We start from the raw sequence: 17,914 nt of genomic DNA on the forward strand, positions 1-17,914 counted from the left end.
GAGCCCAATTTGAATACCAACGCCCCCCACCTTGACCGCATCGCCGCCTGCAAGCGAAGCTGGAACGATAGCCCCTTTCTGAAGGCGCAAGGGCTGGAAGTTGAAGAAACAGCCGTAGGCCGGGCTATTGTGCGACTGCCTAAAGCCCTCCCCACCCAACGCGGCGGCGGTGGTTCGGACACCGTGCTCAATGGCGGCGTCATCTCTTATATGTTTGACGGCGCGCTTGGCTGGGCCATCATCTCCTCGCTGCTGGCCATGCCCGAGGCGGCCGACATTGACCCCTTCGAGCTGCGCCAGTTCACGATCAACCTCGACATCACCTTCCTCAACGCCGCCATGGGCGATAGCTTCGAGGCGCGCGGCAATGTTGTGCGCATCAGCCGCACCACGGCATTTGCCGAAGGGGAGTTCCTGGATGCCAATGGCACAGTCTGCGCCACCGCCAAGGGCATCTGGCGCGTGTTCTGGCCGCGCAGTATTGCCACCACCCCGCGCTGACCCCGCTCCCCCAAAAAAACCGGAAATATTCATGAAACAAACCACCCTTCGCATCGGCAGCGCCTCGGGCTTTTGGGGCGACAGCGAGTTCGCCGCCGCCCAACTGGTGCAGCGCGGCAACATCGACGTCCTGGTGTTCGACTACCTGGCCGAAATCACCATGTCGCTGCTCAGCCGCGCCAAGGCCAAGGATCCGGCACTGGGCTATGCACCGGATTTCGTGGCCACCCTCCAGCCCCTGATGAAGGAGCTGAAGTCGCGCGGCATCAAGGTCATTGCCAACGCCGGTGGCGTCAACCCGTCCGCCTGCCGCGCCGCGCTGGTGGCGGCGGCGCAGGCCGAAGGCGTTGACCTGAAAATCGCCGCCGTGCTGGGTGACGACCTGATGCCCCAGGTCGAGGCACTGCGGGCGGCCGGTACCCAGGAGATGTTCGCAGGCAGCCCGTTCCCGCAAAAGGTGATGAGCGCCAACGCCTATCTCGGCGCCTTCCCGATTGCGGCCGCGCTGGCGGCCGGCGCCGACATCGTGGTCACTGGCCGCTGTGTCGACAGCGCGGTCACGCTGGCGCCGCTGATCCATGCCTTTGGCTGGACCGCCGCCGACCACGACCTGCTCGCGCAGGGCAGCCTGGCCGGCCATCTGATCGAATGCGGCACGCAGGCCACCGGCGGCAACTACACCGACTGGGACACGGTACCGGGCTGGGACGACATGGGCTTTCCCATCGCCGAGTGCCGCGCTGACGGCAGCTTCGTCATCACCAAGCCCGAAGGCACGGGCGGGCTGATCTGCCCGTCCACGGTGGGCGAGCAGATGCTCTATGAAATCGGCGACCCGCGCGCCTACATCCTGCCCGACGTGGTGTGCGACTTCACCGGTGTGACACTCACACAAATCGGCCCCAACCGTGTCGAGGTCAAGGGCGCGCGCGGCCTGCCTCCCACCGACCAGGCCAAGGCCAGCATCACCTACGCCGACGGCTTTCGCGCCATGAGCCTGTTCATGATCGGCGGCATCGATGCCGGGCCTAAGGCGCAGCGCGTGGGCGCGGCCATGCTGGCGCGCATGCGGCGCCACTATGCCCAGCGCGGCTGGCCCGACTTCACCGAAACCAGCATTGAAGCCATCGGTGCCGAAGACACCTACGGCCCCCATGCGCGGCCCGATGCGCGCGAGGTGATGCTCAAGATCGGCGTGCGCCACCCGGTCAAGGACGCGCTCGAACTGTTTTCGCGCGAAGTGGCGCCCATGGCCCTGATGTCGGCCCCGGCCATCACCGGCTTCACCGGCGGGCGGCCCAAGGTGCAGCCGGTGGTACGGCTATTTTCCTGCCTGGTACCCAAAACACAGGTGGTGGCGAGCATCGACATGGGCGAGCAGACCGTGGCAGCACCGCCATGGCTCGGAAAACCGTTTGATCCGGCGACCCTGCCCCAGGTCGACGGCCCGCTGCCCGCTGCCGATGCCTTTGCGCGCGGCACGCGCACGGTGCCGCTGGTGCGACTGGCGTGGGGACGCAGCGGCGACAAGGGCGATGCCGCCAATATCGGCATCCTGGCGCGCCAACCCCATTACCTGCCCTTCATCCGCGCCGCCCTGACCGAGCAGGTGGTGGCAGCCTGGTTCGCCCACCTCGTCAAGGGCAGCGTGCAGCGCTTTGACCTGCCCGGCACGCACGCGCTGAACTTTCTGATGCACGAAGCCCTGGGCGGCGGCGGCATCGCTTCGGTTCGCATGGACTCGCAGGGCAAAGCCTTCGCGCAGATGCTGCTCGACTTCCCGGTGCCGATTCCGGCTGACATGGCACTTTGACAACTTTCGCCCCCAGCCCCCCAACCCAAGACGGAGACACACACCATGAACACCCCGGCCACCACCGCCATTGGCAACACGGCTTCTGCAAGCCTGCGCGAGCGCATTCGTGACGTGCAGGAGGCCGCCCGCGGCGTCACCACCCTGTACCCGCGCAGCTACATTCTCCAGTGCATCAAGGAAGATCGCTTCCCCGACGAGCTGTGGCAAAAGCTCGGCGAGTTCGGCCTGCTCGGCCTGTCCGTCCCGGAAGAGTACGGCGGCTCCGGCGGCGGCGTGCTGGAGATCACCGCGCTCAACGAGGCGCTGGCGCTGGCCGGCGTGCCCACCCTGTTCCTGGTCGTCACCGGGCTGGGCCGGGTGCCGATCATGCGCCACGGCACACCCGAGCAAATCAAGAAATACGTCACACCGACCTGTACCGGCGAGAAGAAGCTGTGCTTTGCGATCACCGAACCCAATGCCGGCACCAACAGCTTCGCCATGACCACGCTGGCCACGCCCAACGCCGACGGCGGCTGGACGCTCAACGGCCAAAAGGTCTTCATCTCCGGCGCGCGCGATGCCGACTACATGCTGGTGATCGCACGCACCACCAAGGCAGGCGAGGTGAAGCACCGCACCGACGGCATCTCGCTTTTCGTGCTGGACATGAAGACGCCCGGCATCCAACTGACACAACTCAACATCCAGGTCGAAACCGCCGAGCGCCAGTACATGGTGTTCTTTGACAACGTCAGGCTGCCCGCCGACGCGCTGATCGGCGAAGCCGGCAGGGGCGCCAAGCTGATGTTCGAAGGCCTGAACTCGGAGCGCCTGCTGGCCGCTGGCGCCGCCATCGGCCTGGGCGACTATGCACTGGCCAAGGCGGTGGCCTACTCAAAAGATCGCAAGCCCTTCGGCAAGCCGATCGGCTCGTACCAGGCGCTGCAGCACCGCATGGCGCAGGCCAAGGCGCAGATCGAGGCGGCGCGGCTGATGACCTACAACGCGGCCGAGCGCTTCGACGCCGGCGAAGACGCCGGTGCGCACGCCAACATGGCCAAGCTGCTGGGCTCGCAGGCGGCGGTGGCCGCCGTCGAGGCCGCGCTGCAAACCCACGGCGGCTACGGGTTTGATCGCGACTACGACATCATCACGCTGTGGCCCATGATCCGCTTGCTGGAAATCGCACCGATCAACAATGAGATGCTGCTCAACTACATCGGCGAACATGTGCTGGGATTGCCCAAGTCATACTGAGCCGATGGCCGCCGTGCCCACCTTGCGTCTTGATTCGTTTGCTGAAAATGTGCGCCACACGCTCCCGATCTGACCACTCAGCGGTCAAGCGGCCGAGAGGCCGCCCACGCAAGACGCTGGAAGAGCGGAATGAGGGCCTCGGCCGCCAAGCCATCATCAAGGCCGCGGCCAAACTGTTTCGATGCCACGGCTTCAACGGCACGAGCACGCGCGACATCGCCTGCGCCGTCGGCATGCATTCCGGATCGCTGTTTTATCACTTCAAAAGCAAGGATGCGCTGTTGTACGAAGTGATGCAGGAAGGCTTGCGCAGCGCGGTGGCGCGCCAGATGATCGTGCTGCTTGCCGAACATGACGCTGCGACCACGCTGCGGCAATTGATCCGATCGCATTTCGACACGCTGCTGGGACCAAACAGCGACTTCATGCAGGCGGTGCTCTACGAGTCCCGCTCCCTCAACACTCGGCAGCGCAACGTCATCGCGAAACTGCAAGGTGATTACGAGGCCGCATGGACGCCGGTGCTCCAGGAACTGTCGTTGACCGGCTGCCTGCAAGCCGAGGTGCCCCTGGCGCGTCATTTGCTCTTTGGTGCACTGAACTGGTCAGTACAGTGGTTCGACGCAAAAAATGGGGCTTCGCTTGATGACCTGACTGATGCAGTGATGGCGCTGATGATACGTAAGAAGTCGCGATAGCGCATGGCTCATGATCGGTCTTCACACCAAGCCTTCGGCTGCCAAGTGGTCGTGAGCCACCAAGCGCACGAAAATCCCGACAGACTCCCCAAGGAGACATTACGACTGGGCGCCGTCAACACGAAGTAAGTAATGTCGAAGTAAGTACAGTATTGACAAGCCATTTTTGGCAACTCATAATGTCCGGACATTAGGATGTTCATCACAAAAGAATTCCAGAAAACAACATGATCAAAACGACCGCCCCCACCCGCCACCGCGCCAGCCTTGGGCGCTACTTCGAAGACTTCGTCGTCGGCGACGTCTACGAGCACTTCCCCGGCCGGACCATCACGGAGACGGACAACATCCAGTTTTCCCTTCTCACCATGAACAACCACCCGATGCACTGCGACCACGCCTTCGCCGCCAAGAGCGAGTTCGGAAAGCCGCTCGTGAACAGCGGCCTCACGCTCGCGATCGTCCTCGGCATGACTGTCGCGGACGTCAGCGGCAAGGCCATCGCGAACCTGGGCTGGACCGATATCCAGCTCATCGCCCCCGTGCATCCCGGCGACACCATTTACGCCGAATCAGAGATGCTCGAGAAACGCGAGTCGAAGTCGCGCCCGACACAGGGCATCGTCACCGTGCGGACCATCGGCAAGAAGGCCGATGGCGTCGTGTTCATGTCCTTCGTGCGCTCCGTTCTCATTCCCAAGCGCGGCCACGGGGTACAGGACATCGTCTGAGCCGTTCCACCCCGGGGACGGACGAGCGAGCGATACCCAGCTGCGATCACGCAGCACCAACCATAACCAAAGGAGACAACATGATGAAGCGTTTTGTTTTGAGGGCGGCCACCGCCACCATCGCCACTGTCCTCGCACTGGCCGGCCCGGCGCTGCAGGCCACCGAAATGGTCCTGCCCAGCGAGGTCGCCGCCACGCACTGGAAGACCAATTACATGAACGAATTCGCCGAGACGGTGAAAAAACGCACCGACGGCGCGCTCGTGGTCAAGGTCTTCCCGGCGAGCCAGCTCTACAACGACCAGGACGCGATGGCCGCCCTGGGCACGGGGGCGGTGCACATGGTGTGGCCGGTGTCGGTGCGCCTCGAGACCATTGACCCGCGCACCGGCATCATCAACCTGCCCTTCGCGATCACCGACGAGCAGATGATGAACCGCTGCTTCGCCGACGGGCTGACCAAATTCATGAGTGCCTACGTCGAGCCGAGGAAGCTGCAGGTGCTCGGTTTCCTGCGTACCTCGGACCTGATGTTTCTCTTTCGCGACCGCGACGTCCAGAAGCTTGAGGACATAAAGGGAACCAAGGTGCGTGTAACCGGCGGAAAGGTGTTCCTGGACACCATGCGATCCCTCAACACCAGCCCGGTGTCGATGGCCGCGTCCGAAATGAGCACGGCGCTGGCGCAAGGTGCCATTGACGGCATCTTCACATCGCCGGCCGGCTGGGCCGAGATGGTCGGCATGACCGCCAAGTACGCCTGGTACGTGCCCGGCATGTCGGTCGCCACCTATGCGGTGGTGGTGGACAAGGTCTGGCTCGACGCCCTGCCCGCCGCGCACCGCAAGGCAGTGACGGATTCGATCGATGATATCTCCCGGCGCCAATGGGCCGAGGCCATCGAAATCGACAAGAAGCTGATCAAGAAGATGACCGACCAGGGTGCCGTGTTCCGCACCGCGTCGGCAGTCGAGGCCAAGCGCTGGAGGGAACGGGCCGTGCCGGGCAACAAGACCTTCACCGACAAGTACCCGGACGCGGCGCAGAAGCTCGCAACGCTCGACAGGTCGTGCTCCGGTGGCAAATAATAGCCACCCCGCGAGCGGGTGGGACCGGTTCGAATCCGGACCGGTCCTCAGCCTCGCCGCGTTCCTGTTCCTGGCCGCTACCGTTGTGATGCTGTCGGAGGGGCTCAACCGGTCCCTGCGCGACGTGAGCTTTTTCTGGGCCGAGGAGTCGGTGCGCTTCCTCATGATCTGGGCTTTCTTCCTCACGCTCGGCGTGGCCGGCCGGCGCGGCCACCACATCCGCACCGAGATGCTGGTCGACGCGATGCCGCCGCGCATCCGCCGTGCCATGCATTTCGCATCGGTGATCGCGGGCCTGACCTTCAGCGCGGCTCTCTTTGCCGCGTCCGTGCCGCAGCTGGTGCGCTACTACACGATGGGCATGATGTCGGAGTCGAATCTTGACATCCCGCAATGGGTGGTGTTTCTCGCGATGCCGCTCGGGGCATTGTTGCTCGGGGGCTACTACGCGAGCTCGCTGGTGACGGTGCTGCGCGGCCGAGACCCGTTCGCCACCAGTGGGCCCACGGGCTCCGAACTCTGATGGAGTCCAACATGCTGATGCTTTTCGCCGTAGCGCTGATGCTCGCGCTCCTCGCCATTGGTTCGCACGTGACGGTGGCGCTGGGCCTGGTCGCGACCGGGCTGATTCTCATGATCGACGGCGTACCCCTGACCGTCGTCGCCCAGACCGCTTTCAAATCCGTCAACAGCTATCCGCTGATGGCGGTGCCGATGTTCATCCTGGCGGGCAACCTCATGATGCGCGGCAACATCGCCGGCCTCATCATCGACCTGGTCGGCAGCGTCGTGCGCGCCGTCCAGGGCGGACTCGCACTCACCGTGATGGTCACCTGCGTCTTCTTCGCGGCCATCTCGGGCTCGAGCGTGGGGTCGGCGGCGGCCATCGGCGCGGCCACCATCGAGGGCCTGAAGCGCGAGGAATACCCGGCGCGTTTCTCGGCCGCCATCGTCGCGGTCGGCGGCACGCTCGGGCTCATGATACCGCCCTCGCTGGGCTTCATCCTCATCGGCTCCATCGTGGGTCTGCCGGTGGACAAGCTCTTCATCGCCGGGGTCATGCCGGGCCTCATGGAGGCCGCGTTCCTCCTCGGTGCGGTGGCTTGGATGTCGCGGCGCTATGGCTACGGCATCACGACAACCCGTGCCGACTGGGGCGGTTTCGCGAAGCGCCTGCCGAAAGCGGGCGCCGCAGTGCTCATGCCCGTGCTCGTCATCGGCTCCATCTATACCGGCTACCTCACGCCCACCGAGGTCTCGGCCTTCGCCGCCATCTACGCGGCGATCCTGTGCCTTCTCGTCTACCGCAGCGTCACCGTGGGCGGTGTCTGGACAGTGGTGAGGGATTCGGTGCTGCAGACCACGATGATCTTTGCGGTCGTGATGGGCGGAAGCCTCGTGGGCTTCGTGCTTGCGCGCATGGGCGTCTCGGCCGGCGTGGTGGAGTACATCACCGGCATCAACATGAGCGCCTGGCAGTTCCTGCTCGTGGCGAACCTGATCCTGCTGGTGCTCGGCATGTTCCTGGACGGCGTGGCGATGATCGTGCTGACCTCTCCGCTGCTCTTCCCCATCGCCACGGCGCTCGGCATCAACCCGATCCACTTCGCCGTGATCATGGTGGCCAACGTGGAAATCGCCACGCTCACCCCGCCCATCGGCCTGAACCTTTTCGTGATGAGCGGCATCGCGAAGCTCCCTGTCCACGAGGTGGTGCGCGGCGTACTGCCGTTCTACGCCGTGCGTCTCACGGGGCTCATGCTGATCACCTATATCCCCGCAATTTCCCTGATGCTTCTGTAGCACGCCTGAAAGGAATCCCATGTCAGATCTATCCATTCCCGCAGACAAGTTGCGCGAAACGGCCGCGCAAGGCCCCACCATCGCCACGACGCTCGCCGCCTTCGCCGAGAGCCTGCGTCCTGAGGCGATTCCCCCCGCCGTCCTCGAGCGCGCGAAGTATCTTATCCTCGACGCCGTCGGCATCGCGCATGCCTCCACCCGCTACGAGTTCGCGCACCGCTCGCTCTCGGCGGCCACCGAGCTATCCGCAGGGATGGGCGACACGCCGGTGATCGGCCTGTCCGCGCGGCTGCAGTTGCGCGACGCGATGCTCATGAACGGCATCCTCGTGCACGGCCTCGACTACGACGACACGCACGTGCAGGGCGTCATCCACTCGACCGCCGCCTGCTTCCCCGCCGCGCTCGGCGTGGCGGCCCACGCAGGGCTCAGCGGCGGAGACCTCCTCACGGCCTACGTGGTGGGCATGGAGGCGGGCACGCGCCTGGGCTCGGTCGCCAGGGGCGGCTTCCACCAGATCGGCTTCCACCCCACTGGACTCGTGGGCGCCTTCTCCGCCACGCTCGTCGCGGGTCGCCTGTTCGGCCTCAACGCCCAGCAGCTCGCCATGGCGCAGGGCATCGCGCTGAGCACCGGCTCGGGCAGCCTCGAGTTTCTCAACGACGGCGCATGGACCAAGCGCATGCACCCCGGATGGGCCGCGGGCGCCGGCCTCACCGCCGCCTCGCTGGCGCGCCACGGTTTCGTCGGTCCGAAGCAGGTCTACGAGGGCCGCTTCGGCCTCTTCGCGAGCCACCTCGGGCAGTACGCCAAGGACATTGACCTGTCGCTCGCCACCGCCGGGTTGGGCGAGGTCTGGGAGACCGCCAAGGTTGCAGTGAAGCCCATTCCCGCCTGCCACTTCACGCACGCCTGCGCCGACGCGGCCGTCATCCTTCGCGACAGGCATGGCCTTGAGCCCGCCGACATCCGCTCGGTGCGCGCGCTCGTGCCGCAGGAAGTCGTGAAGACGGTGTGCGAGCCGGTGGCCACCAAGAAGCGCCCGCAGAACAGCTACGACGCCCAGTTCAGCATTCCCTACATCGTCGCCACGGCGCTCGCCCGCGGCAGCTTCGGCCTCGCGCACCTCGAGAGCGCGGCGCTCGCCGACACGGAAGTGCTGGCCCTCGCGCAGCGGGTGGAGTACGAGGTGGACCCGGCGTCCCCCTTCCCGAAGTACTACTCGGGCGAGGTCATCGTCACGACCCACGACGGGCGCGAACTGCGCCACCGCGAGGAGATCAACCGCGGTGCCGCCGACCGCCCGATCTCCGGCCCCGACATCGAGAAGAAATTCATGGACAACATGCTGCTCGCCGTGTCCAAGAGCCGCGCCGAGCAGGTGCGCGACCTCGTGCTCAGCATGGACCGGGGCCTGCAAGCCCGTGACCTCGCCGAAGGCCTCGCCGCCCGCGGCTGAATGCCACCTCTCACATGACGCAAAAAGGAACGCCCGTGACACCGGAACAACAGCAAAACGAACAAATGATCCTCGACTCGGTCGACAGATTCCTCGAGGCCGAGGTGCGCCCGCACGCCCACCGGCTTGAGGCGGCAGACGAGTACCCGCAGGCCATCGTGGACAGGATGAAGGAGCTGGGCCTGTTCGGCTGCATCATCGACCCCGAGTACGGCGGTTTCGGCCTGTCCACCACGACTTACGCGAAGATCATCGAGCGCATGTCGGTGGTGTGGATGAGCGTTTCCGGCATCCTCAACTCGCACCTCATCATGGCCGCAGCCGTGCAGCGTAGCGGGACGGAAGCGCAAAAGCGCCACTACCTGCCGAAATTCGCCACCGGCGAGTTGCGCGGCGGTGTCGGCCTGACCGAACCCGACTGCGGCACCGATCTACAGGCCATCCGTACCGTGGCCGTGCGCGACGGCGACCACTACGTCGTGAATGGCGCTAAAACCTGGATCACCAACAGCCTGTATGGCAACACCCTCGCGCTGCTGGTAAAGACCGACCCGCAGGCGCAGCCGCGCCACAAGGGCATGAGCCTGTTCATCGCCGAGAAGGGGCCGGGCTTCAAGGTCGAGAGGAAGCTGGAGAAGCTCGGCTACCGCGGCATCGACACCTGCGAGCTGGTGTTCGAGGACTACCGCATCCCGGCCGACCGCCTGATCGGCGGTGTCGAGGGCAAAGGCCTGCAGCAGGTGCTCAGCGGCCTGGAGCTCGGGCGTATCAACGTGGCCGCGCGCGGGGTGGGCGTGGCGCGCGCGGCGCTGCAGGACGCTGTCGCCTATGCGCAGACCCGCAAGACCTTCGGCAAGCCCATCTGCGAGCACCAGGCTATCCAGCTCAAGCTCGGCGAGATGGCCACGCGCGTGGAGGCATCGCGGCTGCTGGTGGAGTCGGCGGCCAGTGCCTATGACCGCGGTGATCGTTGCGACATGGAGGCCGGCATGGCCAAGTACTTCGCCACCGAATCGGCGATGGAAAACGCGCTTGAGTGCATGCGCATCCACGGCGGCTACGGCTACTCGAAGGAGTACAACGTCGAGCGCTACTTCCGCGACGCGCCGCTGCTGCTCATCGGCGAGGGCACCAACGAGATGCAGCGCATCATCATCGCCAAGCAACTGATCGAACGGAACCCCGCATGAGTTTGCCTCTTACCGGCGTTCGCATCATTGCCGTCGAGCAGTACGGCGCGGGGCCCTTCGGCACGCAACAGCTGGCCGACATGGGCGCGGAAATCATCAAGATCGAGAACCCGGTCGAGGGTGGGGACGTCGGCCGACTGGTCGGTCCGCACTACTTCGGGCCGGGTGACAGTCACTTCTTCGAGGCCTTTAACCGCAACAAGAAGAGCCTGACGCTCAACCTCAAGCACCCCGAGAGCCAGGCCGTGTTCGCCGATCTGGTGAAAAGCGCTGACGCAACTTTCGACAACCTGCGCGGCGACTTGGCGAGCAAGCTCGGTCTCACCTACGCGGACCTCGGGGTGCACAACCCGCGCATCGTCTGCGGACACCTGTCGGCCTACGGGCGCACCGGCCCGCGCGCCGCGTGGCCGGGCTACGACTACCTCATGCAGGCCGAGGCCGGCTACCTTTCCCTCACCGGCGAACCCGACGGCCCGCCCGCGCGCTTCGGGTTGTCGATCGTCGACATGATGACCGGCGTCACTGCGATGACGGGGCTGCTGGCAGGCATCATCGACGCGCGCGCCAATGGCAAGGGGCGCGACATCGACGTGAGCCTGTTCGACGTGGCGCTCACCAACCTGAACTACGTGGCCGCGTGGTACCTGAACGAAGGCGTTGTGGTGCGACGCGAGCCGCGTTCTGCGCACCCCTCGCTCACGCCCAGCCAGCTCTACCGCACGAAGGATGGCTGGCTCTTTGTGATGTGCAACAAGGAGAAGTTCTGGCCCCTGTTCGCGCAGGCGATCGGCAAGCCGGAGTGGGCGGCACACCCCGATTATGCGAACTACAAGGCGCGCCTGGCCAACCGCGACCAGCTCACCCGCGAGCTCGACGCGGTGCTGGGCACGGCAACCACTGCCGAGTGGCTGGAGCGGCTTTCCGGCACCGTGCCGGTGGCCCCGGTGTACGACGTGGCCCAGGCCTTGGACAGCCCATTCGTGCGCGAGCAGGGCTGCATCATGGAGGCCCCGCACCCAGCGCGCGGAACGATCCGAACGCTCGCCTCTCCCATCCGTTGCCCCGGCGAGACGGAGAAGGTTGGCATCGCGCCGGCGATGGGCGAACACACGAGGGAACTTCTGCACGGGCTCGGTTACGATGAAGATCGTATCGACCACCTGTCCAAATCCGGAGCCATCTGAACGTGCAATCTTCTTCCCCCCTGCTCGCGCGTCAACCCCAGTATGCCCTCGTCGCGCAACGCCTCATCGAGGACATCACCAGCGGCCGTTATCCCGTGGGGAGCCTCATGCCCACCGAGTTTGACCTGTGCACTCAGTTCGGCGTGAGCCGCCATACGGTGCGTGAGGCGATCCGCCGATTGCTGGAGCGCGGACTGGTCACGCGCCAGCGGGGGATTGGCACGACCGTGAAGGCGAACCGGGTGGCGAGCCGCTATGTCCAGACCACCGCGACGATCGCGGACCTGCCGCGCTACGTCGAAGACACACTGCTCGTTACCACGCAGGCCGAGGACGTGATCGCAGACGAGGCGCTCGCCGATCTCCTCAAGTGCCCGCCCGGGCAACGCTGGGTGAAGGTGACGGGCTTTCGCCATGCCGACAAGGACAAGCTCCCGATGGCGCTCACCGACATCTACATCAATGCAGCCTACGGGGGCATCCGCAAACTCATCGGCACGCTGAAGGTACCAGTCTACACACTGATCGAGAAGCAGTACGGCCTGACCATCGTTGAGGTGCAGCAGGAGATCAGCGCCACCATCATTGGCACGGCCGACGCCAGGCGCCTGAGCGTCAAGCCGGGCTCAGCGGGCCTCGTCGTCACGCGCCGCTACCTGACTGACAATGACCGCACCATTGAGGTGGCCATTAACCTGCACCCGGCCGACCGCTTCTCCTACTCAATGTCGATGCGCCTGCAGATACCGGCCGATGCGGATGCGTAGCACGCTGTTTCCGCTGGCCGCGACGCTCGCGGTGCAAGTTTTTGTGTCGATGGCGGTGGTAACGGTGCCTGTGCTTGCCCCGGCCGTGGCGGCCGAAACCGGCGTTTCAGCCAGTTACGTCGGTATTTTCATTGCGATGGTGTACGGCGCCAGCATGGCCGCGAGCCTCGTGTCCGGCCCGCTGGTGCAGCGTTTCGGCGCCATCCGCCTGAGCCAGGCCTGCCTGATGGCCTGCGCGGTCGGGCTGGCCTGCGTGGCCACGGGGACACCCGCCTTGTTCGTCGTTGGCGCCATCTTCCTTGGCGCGGGCTATGGCCCGGTCACCCCGGCCAGTTCGCATATCCTCGCCAGGAGCACGCCGCCGGAGAGGCTGTCACTCGTTTTTTCGCTCAAGCAGACCGGCGTGCCGCTCGGCGGTGCGTTGGCCGGTGCCGTGGTGCCGACGCTGGTGCTGTGGGGTGGCTGGCGCGCGGCTGCACTCGCGGTGGCCGGCGCCTGTCTAGCTACCCTCGCCCTCGCCCAACCCCTGCGCGAGGTGCTCGATGCCGACCGCGACCCCGCGCGGCGGCTGGCGGCATCCAGCCTCGCGAAGCCGCTGCACTACACGCTGGGCGACTCGCTGCTGCGCCGCCTGGCCTTCTGCTCGTTCTTCTTCGCGGCGCTCCAGCTGTGTCTGATCACCTTCCTCGTCACGCACCTCACGCTGAACGTCGGCATCTCGCTGGTCGAGGCAGGACTCATGCTCGCTGCCGCGCAAGTCGGCGGCGTGGTCGCGCGCGTCGGCTGGGGCGTGATCGCGGACCGCTGGGGCCGGCCCATGCGTCTGCTCGGCCTCCTGGCCATTGCCATGGGGGCGGCCGCAGTTGCGACGGGGCGTTTCACGCCGCAGTGGCCGCTTGCCTCCGTCGCCCTGGCGTGTGCTGCCTTCGGCGCCACGGCGATCGGCTGGAACGGTGTCTACCTAGCGCAGGTGGCGCGCCTCGCCCCGCCGGGCAAGGCCGGGGACGCCACAGGCGGATCCCTGGTATTTACCTACGCTGGCGTCCTATTCGGCCCGCCGGCGTTCACTTTTCTCGTCGGATGGGGTGTGAGCTATGCGTCAGCTTTCGTAGTGCTCGCCGTGCCGGCTGTTGCCTGTGGGCTGTGGCTGATTTGGCGGGACGGGAGTCGAAACGAGCCCGGGCGCGGCGCGCCCGGCAAACTGGAGAACGGATGATGGATCGGTCTTATCTGTTCGTGCCCGGCAACCGGCCGGAGCGATTCGACAAGGCGTATGCTGCGGGAGCGCACGCGGTGATCGTGGACCTGGAGGATGCGGTGGCCCCGGCCGACAAGGCGGCCGCGCGGAAGGCGGCGCGTGCCTGGCTCACGGCGGAGAAACCCGTGTGGCTGCGCATCAACGGCCCCGAAAGCGAATGGTTTTCCAGCGATCTCGACCTGGTGGCCCTCGCCGGCGTGAAGGGCGTGATGCTTCCAAAGGCTGAGGACACTGTGGCCATCGCCGAAATCCGCGGCCGGGTGCGCGCGGGCGCACGCATCATTCCGCTCATCGAGTCAGCGCTGGGCCTGTGGCGGGCCGAGGCCATCGCCTGCGCGGAAGGCGTCGAGCGCCTCGCCTTTGGCTCCGTCGACTTCCAACTGGACACCGGAATTGCCGGTGAGCGCGAGGAACTGCTCTTCGCTCGCTCGCAGCTCGTGCTCGTCTCGCGGGTCGCGGGCCGCGGGCCGTCTCGCACCGGTGGACGGCGTGACGGTCGCTCTAGACGACGAGGCCGTGCTGCGCGAGGACGTGGAGCGCGCGCGGCGCCTCGGTTTCGGGGGCAAGCTCTGCATTCACCCGAAGCAGGTGGCGGGCGTGAACGCGGGCTTTCGCGCCCCCGACGCGGACCTCGCGTGGGCGCGTCGCGTTCTCGAGGCGGCAGATGCCGCTGCCAATAACGCAGTTCGCCTCGACGGCAAGCTCATCGACCGACCGATCATAGACCGGGCGCGCGCAATCCTCGCCGTCGTGGAGGGGCCGCGATCATGATCACGGTGCCGAAGGAAGTCATCGTCGACGAGATCGAGCTATTGCGACGGCTGGTGCCGCTTGCCGGTGCGCGCGTGGTGGAGCTCGGATGCGGCAGGGCGGACGTCGCACGGCGTATGCTGGAACGACAGCTTGTGGCCTCGGTGACGGCGTTTGAAGTCGACGAGGTGCAGCACGCGCGCAACTTGGCCGATCCGCATCCGGCAGGCCTTCACTTCCTGGCGGGCAGCGCCGAAGATATTCCCTTGCCAGACGCCTCTTGCGATGTCGTGATCATGCTGAAGTCGCTGCATCACGTCCCCATACCCCGGCTCGACCGGGCGTTTGCGGAAATTCGGCGCGTGCTGGTTCCTGGCGGCTATCTCTATGTCTCGGAGCCCGTGTACTCGGGGGACTTCAACGAGATCGTGCGGCTCTTCCACGATGAAGGCAGCGTGCGCGCGGCAGCTTACGACGCGCTGCAACGCGCCGCCGCAGGATTGCTCACCCATGTCGAGGAGACGGTCTTCAGTACGCCACTCACGTTCCGTGACTTCGACGATTTTATTGACAGGATCGTTCGCGCGACGCACTCCACTCTCATTCTCGAGGGTGAAACACTTGCCGAGGTCCGCCGCCGCTTCAATCGCTTCGTAACTCCGGAAGGCGCTCGTTTCGTGCGAGAGATGCGCGTCAATGTGTTGCGGCGGCCGTAGCGACCGGCCGAGCTAGACCTTACCGGGCACCTCGATGGCTTCACGCTGAAGCAGGCGCCCCCGATGTCGTTTGCCGCCGTCTGGCGTATCCGTGGGCGAGTTGCCTCACCGGATGCTGGCTGTGTCTCGGAAATACGTTGACATCGCCTGCGGCCTGACTGACTGCTCGGATGTCGCAGCGCTGACCATTGACGAGACTTCATGCGCCATGCGCCACAGTTATGCCACCCGGGGCACTGACGCCGATGCCAGGCGCATTTCGGCACACTAAATTGGTCGATACAGTGGTTCGACGCAAAGCAGGGAACCCGCTTGATGACCTGACCGATGCAGCGATGGCGCTGTTCATAGGCAAGAAGTCGCGATAGTCAGCATCCGTCCGGATTACGTTGGGACTCGACGCTTAGGCTTTGTTAATAAATAAGAATTGACTTTTTTGATCACATACAAGTATTATTTGTCCACTATCATGGACAAAATCACACCCCGCAATGCAGCCACGGTCGCTGTGGCTCGCGACGGCCCCGCCGGCCTCGAAACGCTGCTGCTGCAGCGCGCCGAGCGCGGCGACCATAACAGCGGCGCCTGGGTGTTCCCCGGCGGGCTGGTCGATGCAGCGGACGCCGATGTACCTGTTAGCGGCCTGTCGGACGAACAGGCAAACGCCACTCTCGCTGTGGAACAAGGCGGGCTCGCGTTCTACGTGGCCGCGATCCGCGAATGCCTGGAGGAAGCGGGTCTGCTCTTCGCCACAGACGGCATAGGCCAAGGCGTTCACCTGAGGAGTGACGCCGGGGCGCGCCTACTCGATCTGCGTCCAGCGCTTCAATCCGGCACCGCCTCGATGGCAGAAGCCTGCCGCGAGCTGCAGCTGCGCCTCGCTGCGGACCAGCTTTTTTATGTCGCGCACTGGCTAACCCCGGTGGGGCGCACGAAGCGCTTCGACACCCGCTTCTTCGTGGCCATCGTGCCGCAGGGACAGGAGAGCGCACACGACCAGGTGGAAACGCTGGACCACATCTGGATCCGTCCTTCGGCTGCCCTCGCACCTGAAAACACCCGGCGCCTGATGACACCGACGCGCGCCGTGCTGGAACTGCTTACGCGTTTCGCGGACACGGCAGCCCTCGTCGAATGGGGGGGGTCATCACGCGAAGTTATGCGCGTGCTGCCGCGCCTTGCCACTGGGGAGTCCGGCCAGCGTCCCGTCCTGCCGCATGAGGCGCCTTGGGAGGAAATCGGTCTGATCGATCCCGAGGGCAAAGGCACCGCCTGGTGCGAGCCGCGCGCCAACGTTCCGGTCCGGCTTTCGTCGACGCTGTGGCGCGTGATGGCCACGAACGGCGCGAACACCTATATCGTCGGCACCGAAGAGTGCGTGGTCGTCGCGCCGGCAAGCGCAGCCCGGGCCCACCTCGACGCCGTCATCGCCGCACTGGCAGGACGCCTGACCACCGTCATTTGCGATGATGAGGATCAAATTGCAGCCGCTGAACAGCTGCAGCGACTCACCGGCGCCGCGCTAGTCATCGCACCGCGGCGCGGCTTCCTGCGGCTCCTCACCGCTTCCTCCCCAGGAAACAAGCCATGAAAAACCGCCTCTGCGAGATGTTCGGCATCGAAGTACCGATCTTCGCATTTTCCCACTGTCGCGACGTTGTGGTCGAAGTGTCCCGTGCCGGTGGCCTGGGTGTCCTCGGCATGGCGCGCATGAGTGCCGAGCGTGTTCATGAGGAGCTGACATGGATCGACGAGCACATCGGCGGCAAACCCTACGGCGTCGACATCCTGAACCCTGCAAGCTACGAGGACTTCGGTGACCGCAAGTTCGATCCCGAGCGCCTGTTTCCGCAGGAACACCGCGATTTCGTGCGCAAAATGCTCGACGAAGCCGGAATCCCGCCTCTGCCGCCCGCCGATGCCGACCGCATCATGAAGGCGATGGTAGGCGAGTTCACATTCACGCCCGCCGAGAGCGCGAAGATGCTCGACGTCGCTTTCCGGCACCCGATTAAGCTAATCGTCAACGCGCTTGGCTCGCCCTCGAAGGAGCTTGTCGAGCGGGCCCACGCGAAGGGCGTGAAGATCGCGGCGATGGCTGGCGCCCCCAAGCACGCGCTGCGCCACAAGGAAGCGGGCTGCGATTTCGTTATCGCCGTCGGCACCGAGGCCGGCGGGCATACAGGCAGCACCACCTCGATGGTGCTGTGGCCGCGAGTTGTCGATGCGGTGGCGCCGATGCCCGTGCTCGGTGCTGGCGGCGTCGGCCGGGGCCGTCAGATGGCGGCCGCACTGGCGCTCGGCTGCGAGGGCGTGTGGTGCGGCTCGGTCTGGCTCAAGACGCGCGAGAGCGAAGTGACGCCCGAGATCAAGCAAAAGATGTTCGAAGCTGGATCCGAGGATGCTGTTCTCACCCGCACCGTCACTGGCAAACCCTGCCGCACCCTGCGCAGCAGCTTCACTGACGCGTGGGAACAGCCCGGCGCGCCCAAAACGCTGCCAGCGCCTCTGCAGGCCCTGCTGTGGTGGGGCCAGGGCCGCACGCGCGTCGAGCGTGTGCGAGCAAAGGAATTCCTCACCTATCCTGTCGGCCAGATCGTAGGCGACATGACCGAAGAAACGTCCGTGCGCAATGTCATCCACGACATGCTGCTCGAATTGTCCGAATCCAAGGAGCGGCTGGATGGCCTGCTCGATTGAAAGTCGAAAAC

The 17,914-nt window shown here is 65.4% G+C and carries 16 protein-coding genes and 1 pseudogene; all 17 read left to right on the top strand.

Going from position 1 to position 17,914, the window contains the following annotated elements; genetic code table 11:
- Positions 1–9 precede the first annotated feature (9 nt).
- The 17 genes and pseudogenes from B7G52_RS10510 to B7G52_RS10590 all read left to right on the top strand — a co-directional run bounded on the left by B7G52_RS10510 (position 10) and on the right by B7G52_RS10590 (position 17,903).
- Entirely contained in the window at positions 10–501 is a 492-nt protein-coding gene (locus B7G52_RS10510; RefSeq protein ID WP_141397424.1) for a PaaI family thioesterase, read from the top strand.
- A gap of 31 nt (positions 502–532) precedes the next feature.
- Positions 533–2,314, top strand: a complete 1,782-nt coding sequence (locus tag B7G52_RS10515; protein ID WP_096697557.1) for an acyclic terpene utilization AtuA family protein — start codon at positions 533–535, stop codon at positions 2,312–2,314.
- Positions 2,315–2,359: 45 nt separating this feature from the next.
- On the top strand, positions 2,360–3,556 hold the full coding sequence (locus B7G52_RS10520; protein WP_096697558.1) for an acyl-CoA dehydrogenase family protein: 1,197 nt from the start codon (positions 2,360–2,362) through the stop codon (positions 3,554–3,556).
- A gap of 29 nt (positions 3,557–3,585) precedes the next feature.
- Positions 3,586–4,254: a TetR/AcrR family transcriptional regulator gene (locus B7G52_RS10525; RefSeq protein WP_240523392.1), complete on the top strand. Its 669-nt coding sequence runs from the start codon at positions 3,586–3,588 to the stop codon at positions 4,252–4,254.
- Positions 4,255–4,481: 227 nt separating this feature from the next.
- Positions 4,482–4,985, top strand: a complete 504-nt coding sequence (locus B7G52_RS10530) for a MaoC family dehydratase (protein WP_096697559.1) — start codon at positions 4,482–4,484, stop codon at positions 4,983–4,985.
- An 80-nt stretch (positions 4,986–5,065) separates the two neighbouring features.
- On the top strand, positions 5,066–6,073 hold the full coding sequence (gene dctP / locus B7G52_RS10535) for a TRAP transporter substrate-binding protein DctP (protein WP_240523393.1): 1,008 nt from the start codon (positions 5,066–5,068) through the stop codon (positions 6,071–6,073).
- Entirely contained in the window at positions 6,063–6,596 is a 534-nt protein-coding gene (locus B7G52_RS10540) for a TRAP transporter small permease (protein WP_205853048.1), read from the top strand. The genes dctP and B7G52_RS10540 overlap by 11 nt, the downstream gene beginning before the upstream one ends.
- An 11-nt stretch (positions 6,597–6,607) precedes the next feature.
- Entirely contained in the window at positions 6,608–7,876 is a 1,269-nt protein-coding gene (locus B7G52_RS10545) for a TRAP transporter large permease (RefSeq protein ID WP_096697618.1), read from the top strand.
- Positions 7,877–7,895: 19 nt separating this feature from the next.
- Entirely contained in the window at positions 7,896–9,335 is a 1,440-nt protein-coding gene (locus B7G52_RS10550) for an MmgE/PrpD family protein (protein WP_096697560.1), read from the top strand.
- A 14-nt stretch (positions 9,336–9,349) separates the two neighbouring features.
- Positions 9,350–10,525, top strand: a complete 1,176-nt coding sequence (locus B7G52_RS10555) for an acyl-CoA dehydrogenase family protein (protein ID WP_096697561.1) — start codon at positions 9,350–9,352, stop codon at positions 10,523–10,525.
- Complete coding sequence (locus B7G52_RS10560) at positions 10,522–11,712, top strand: CaiB/BaiF CoA-transferase family protein (RefSeq protein ID WP_096697562.1); 1,191 nt, start codon at positions 10,522–10,524, stop codon at positions 11,710–11,712. The genes B7G52_RS10555 and B7G52_RS10560 overlap by 4 nt, the downstream gene beginning before the upstream one ends.
- 2 nt (positions 11,713–11,714) lie before the next feature.
- Positions 11,715–12,479 carry a GntR family transcriptional regulator gene (locus B7G52_RS10565; RefSeq protein ID WP_205853049.1) on the top strand — a complete coding sequence of 255 codons (765 nt, stop codon included), beginning with the start codon at positions 11,715–11,717 and terminating at the stop codon, positions 12,477–12,479.
- Positions 12,472–13,695: an MFS transporter gene (locus B7G52_RS10570; protein ID WP_096697563.1), complete on the top strand. Its 1,224-nt coding sequence runs from the start codon at positions 12,472–12,474 to the stop codon at positions 13,693–13,695. Before B7G52_RS10565 ends, B7G52_RS10570 begins: the two co-directional genes overlap by 8 nt.
- Positions 13,692–14,508 (top strand): annotated as a pseudogene (locus B7G52_RS10575) (CoA ester lyase). The gene B7G52_RS10570 and the pseudogene B7G52_RS10575 overlap by 4 nt, the downstream one beginning before the upstream one ends.
- A complete protein-coding gene (locus tag B7G52_RS10580) occupies positions 14,505–15,203 on the top strand; it encodes a class I SAM-dependent methyltransferase (protein ID WP_096697564.1) in 699 nt (232 codons plus the stop codon). The pseudogene B7G52_RS10575 and the gene B7G52_RS10580 overlap by 4 nt, the downstream one beginning before the upstream one ends.
- A 469-nt stretch (positions 15,204–15,672) precedes the next feature.
- Positions 15,673–16,794 carry an NUDIX domain-containing protein gene (locus B7G52_RS10585; protein WP_141397425.1) on the top strand — a complete coding sequence of 374 codons (1,122 nt, stop codon included), beginning with the start codon at positions 15,673–15,675 and terminating at the stop codon, positions 16,792–16,794.
- Positions 16,791–17,903 carry a nitronate monooxygenase gene (locus B7G52_RS10590; RefSeq protein WP_096697566.1) on the top strand — a complete coding sequence of 371 codons (1,113 nt, stop codon included), beginning with the start codon at positions 16,791–16,793 and terminating at the stop codon, positions 17,901–17,903. Before B7G52_RS10585 ends, B7G52_RS10590 begins: the two co-directional genes overlap by 4 nt.
- Positions 17,904–17,914 lie beyond the last annotated feature (11 nt).

Source organism: Polaromonas sp. AER18D-145, assembly GCF_002379095.1.
GTDB lineage: Bacteria > Pseudomonadota > Gammaproteobacteria > Burkholderiales > Burkholderiaceae_C > Polaromonas.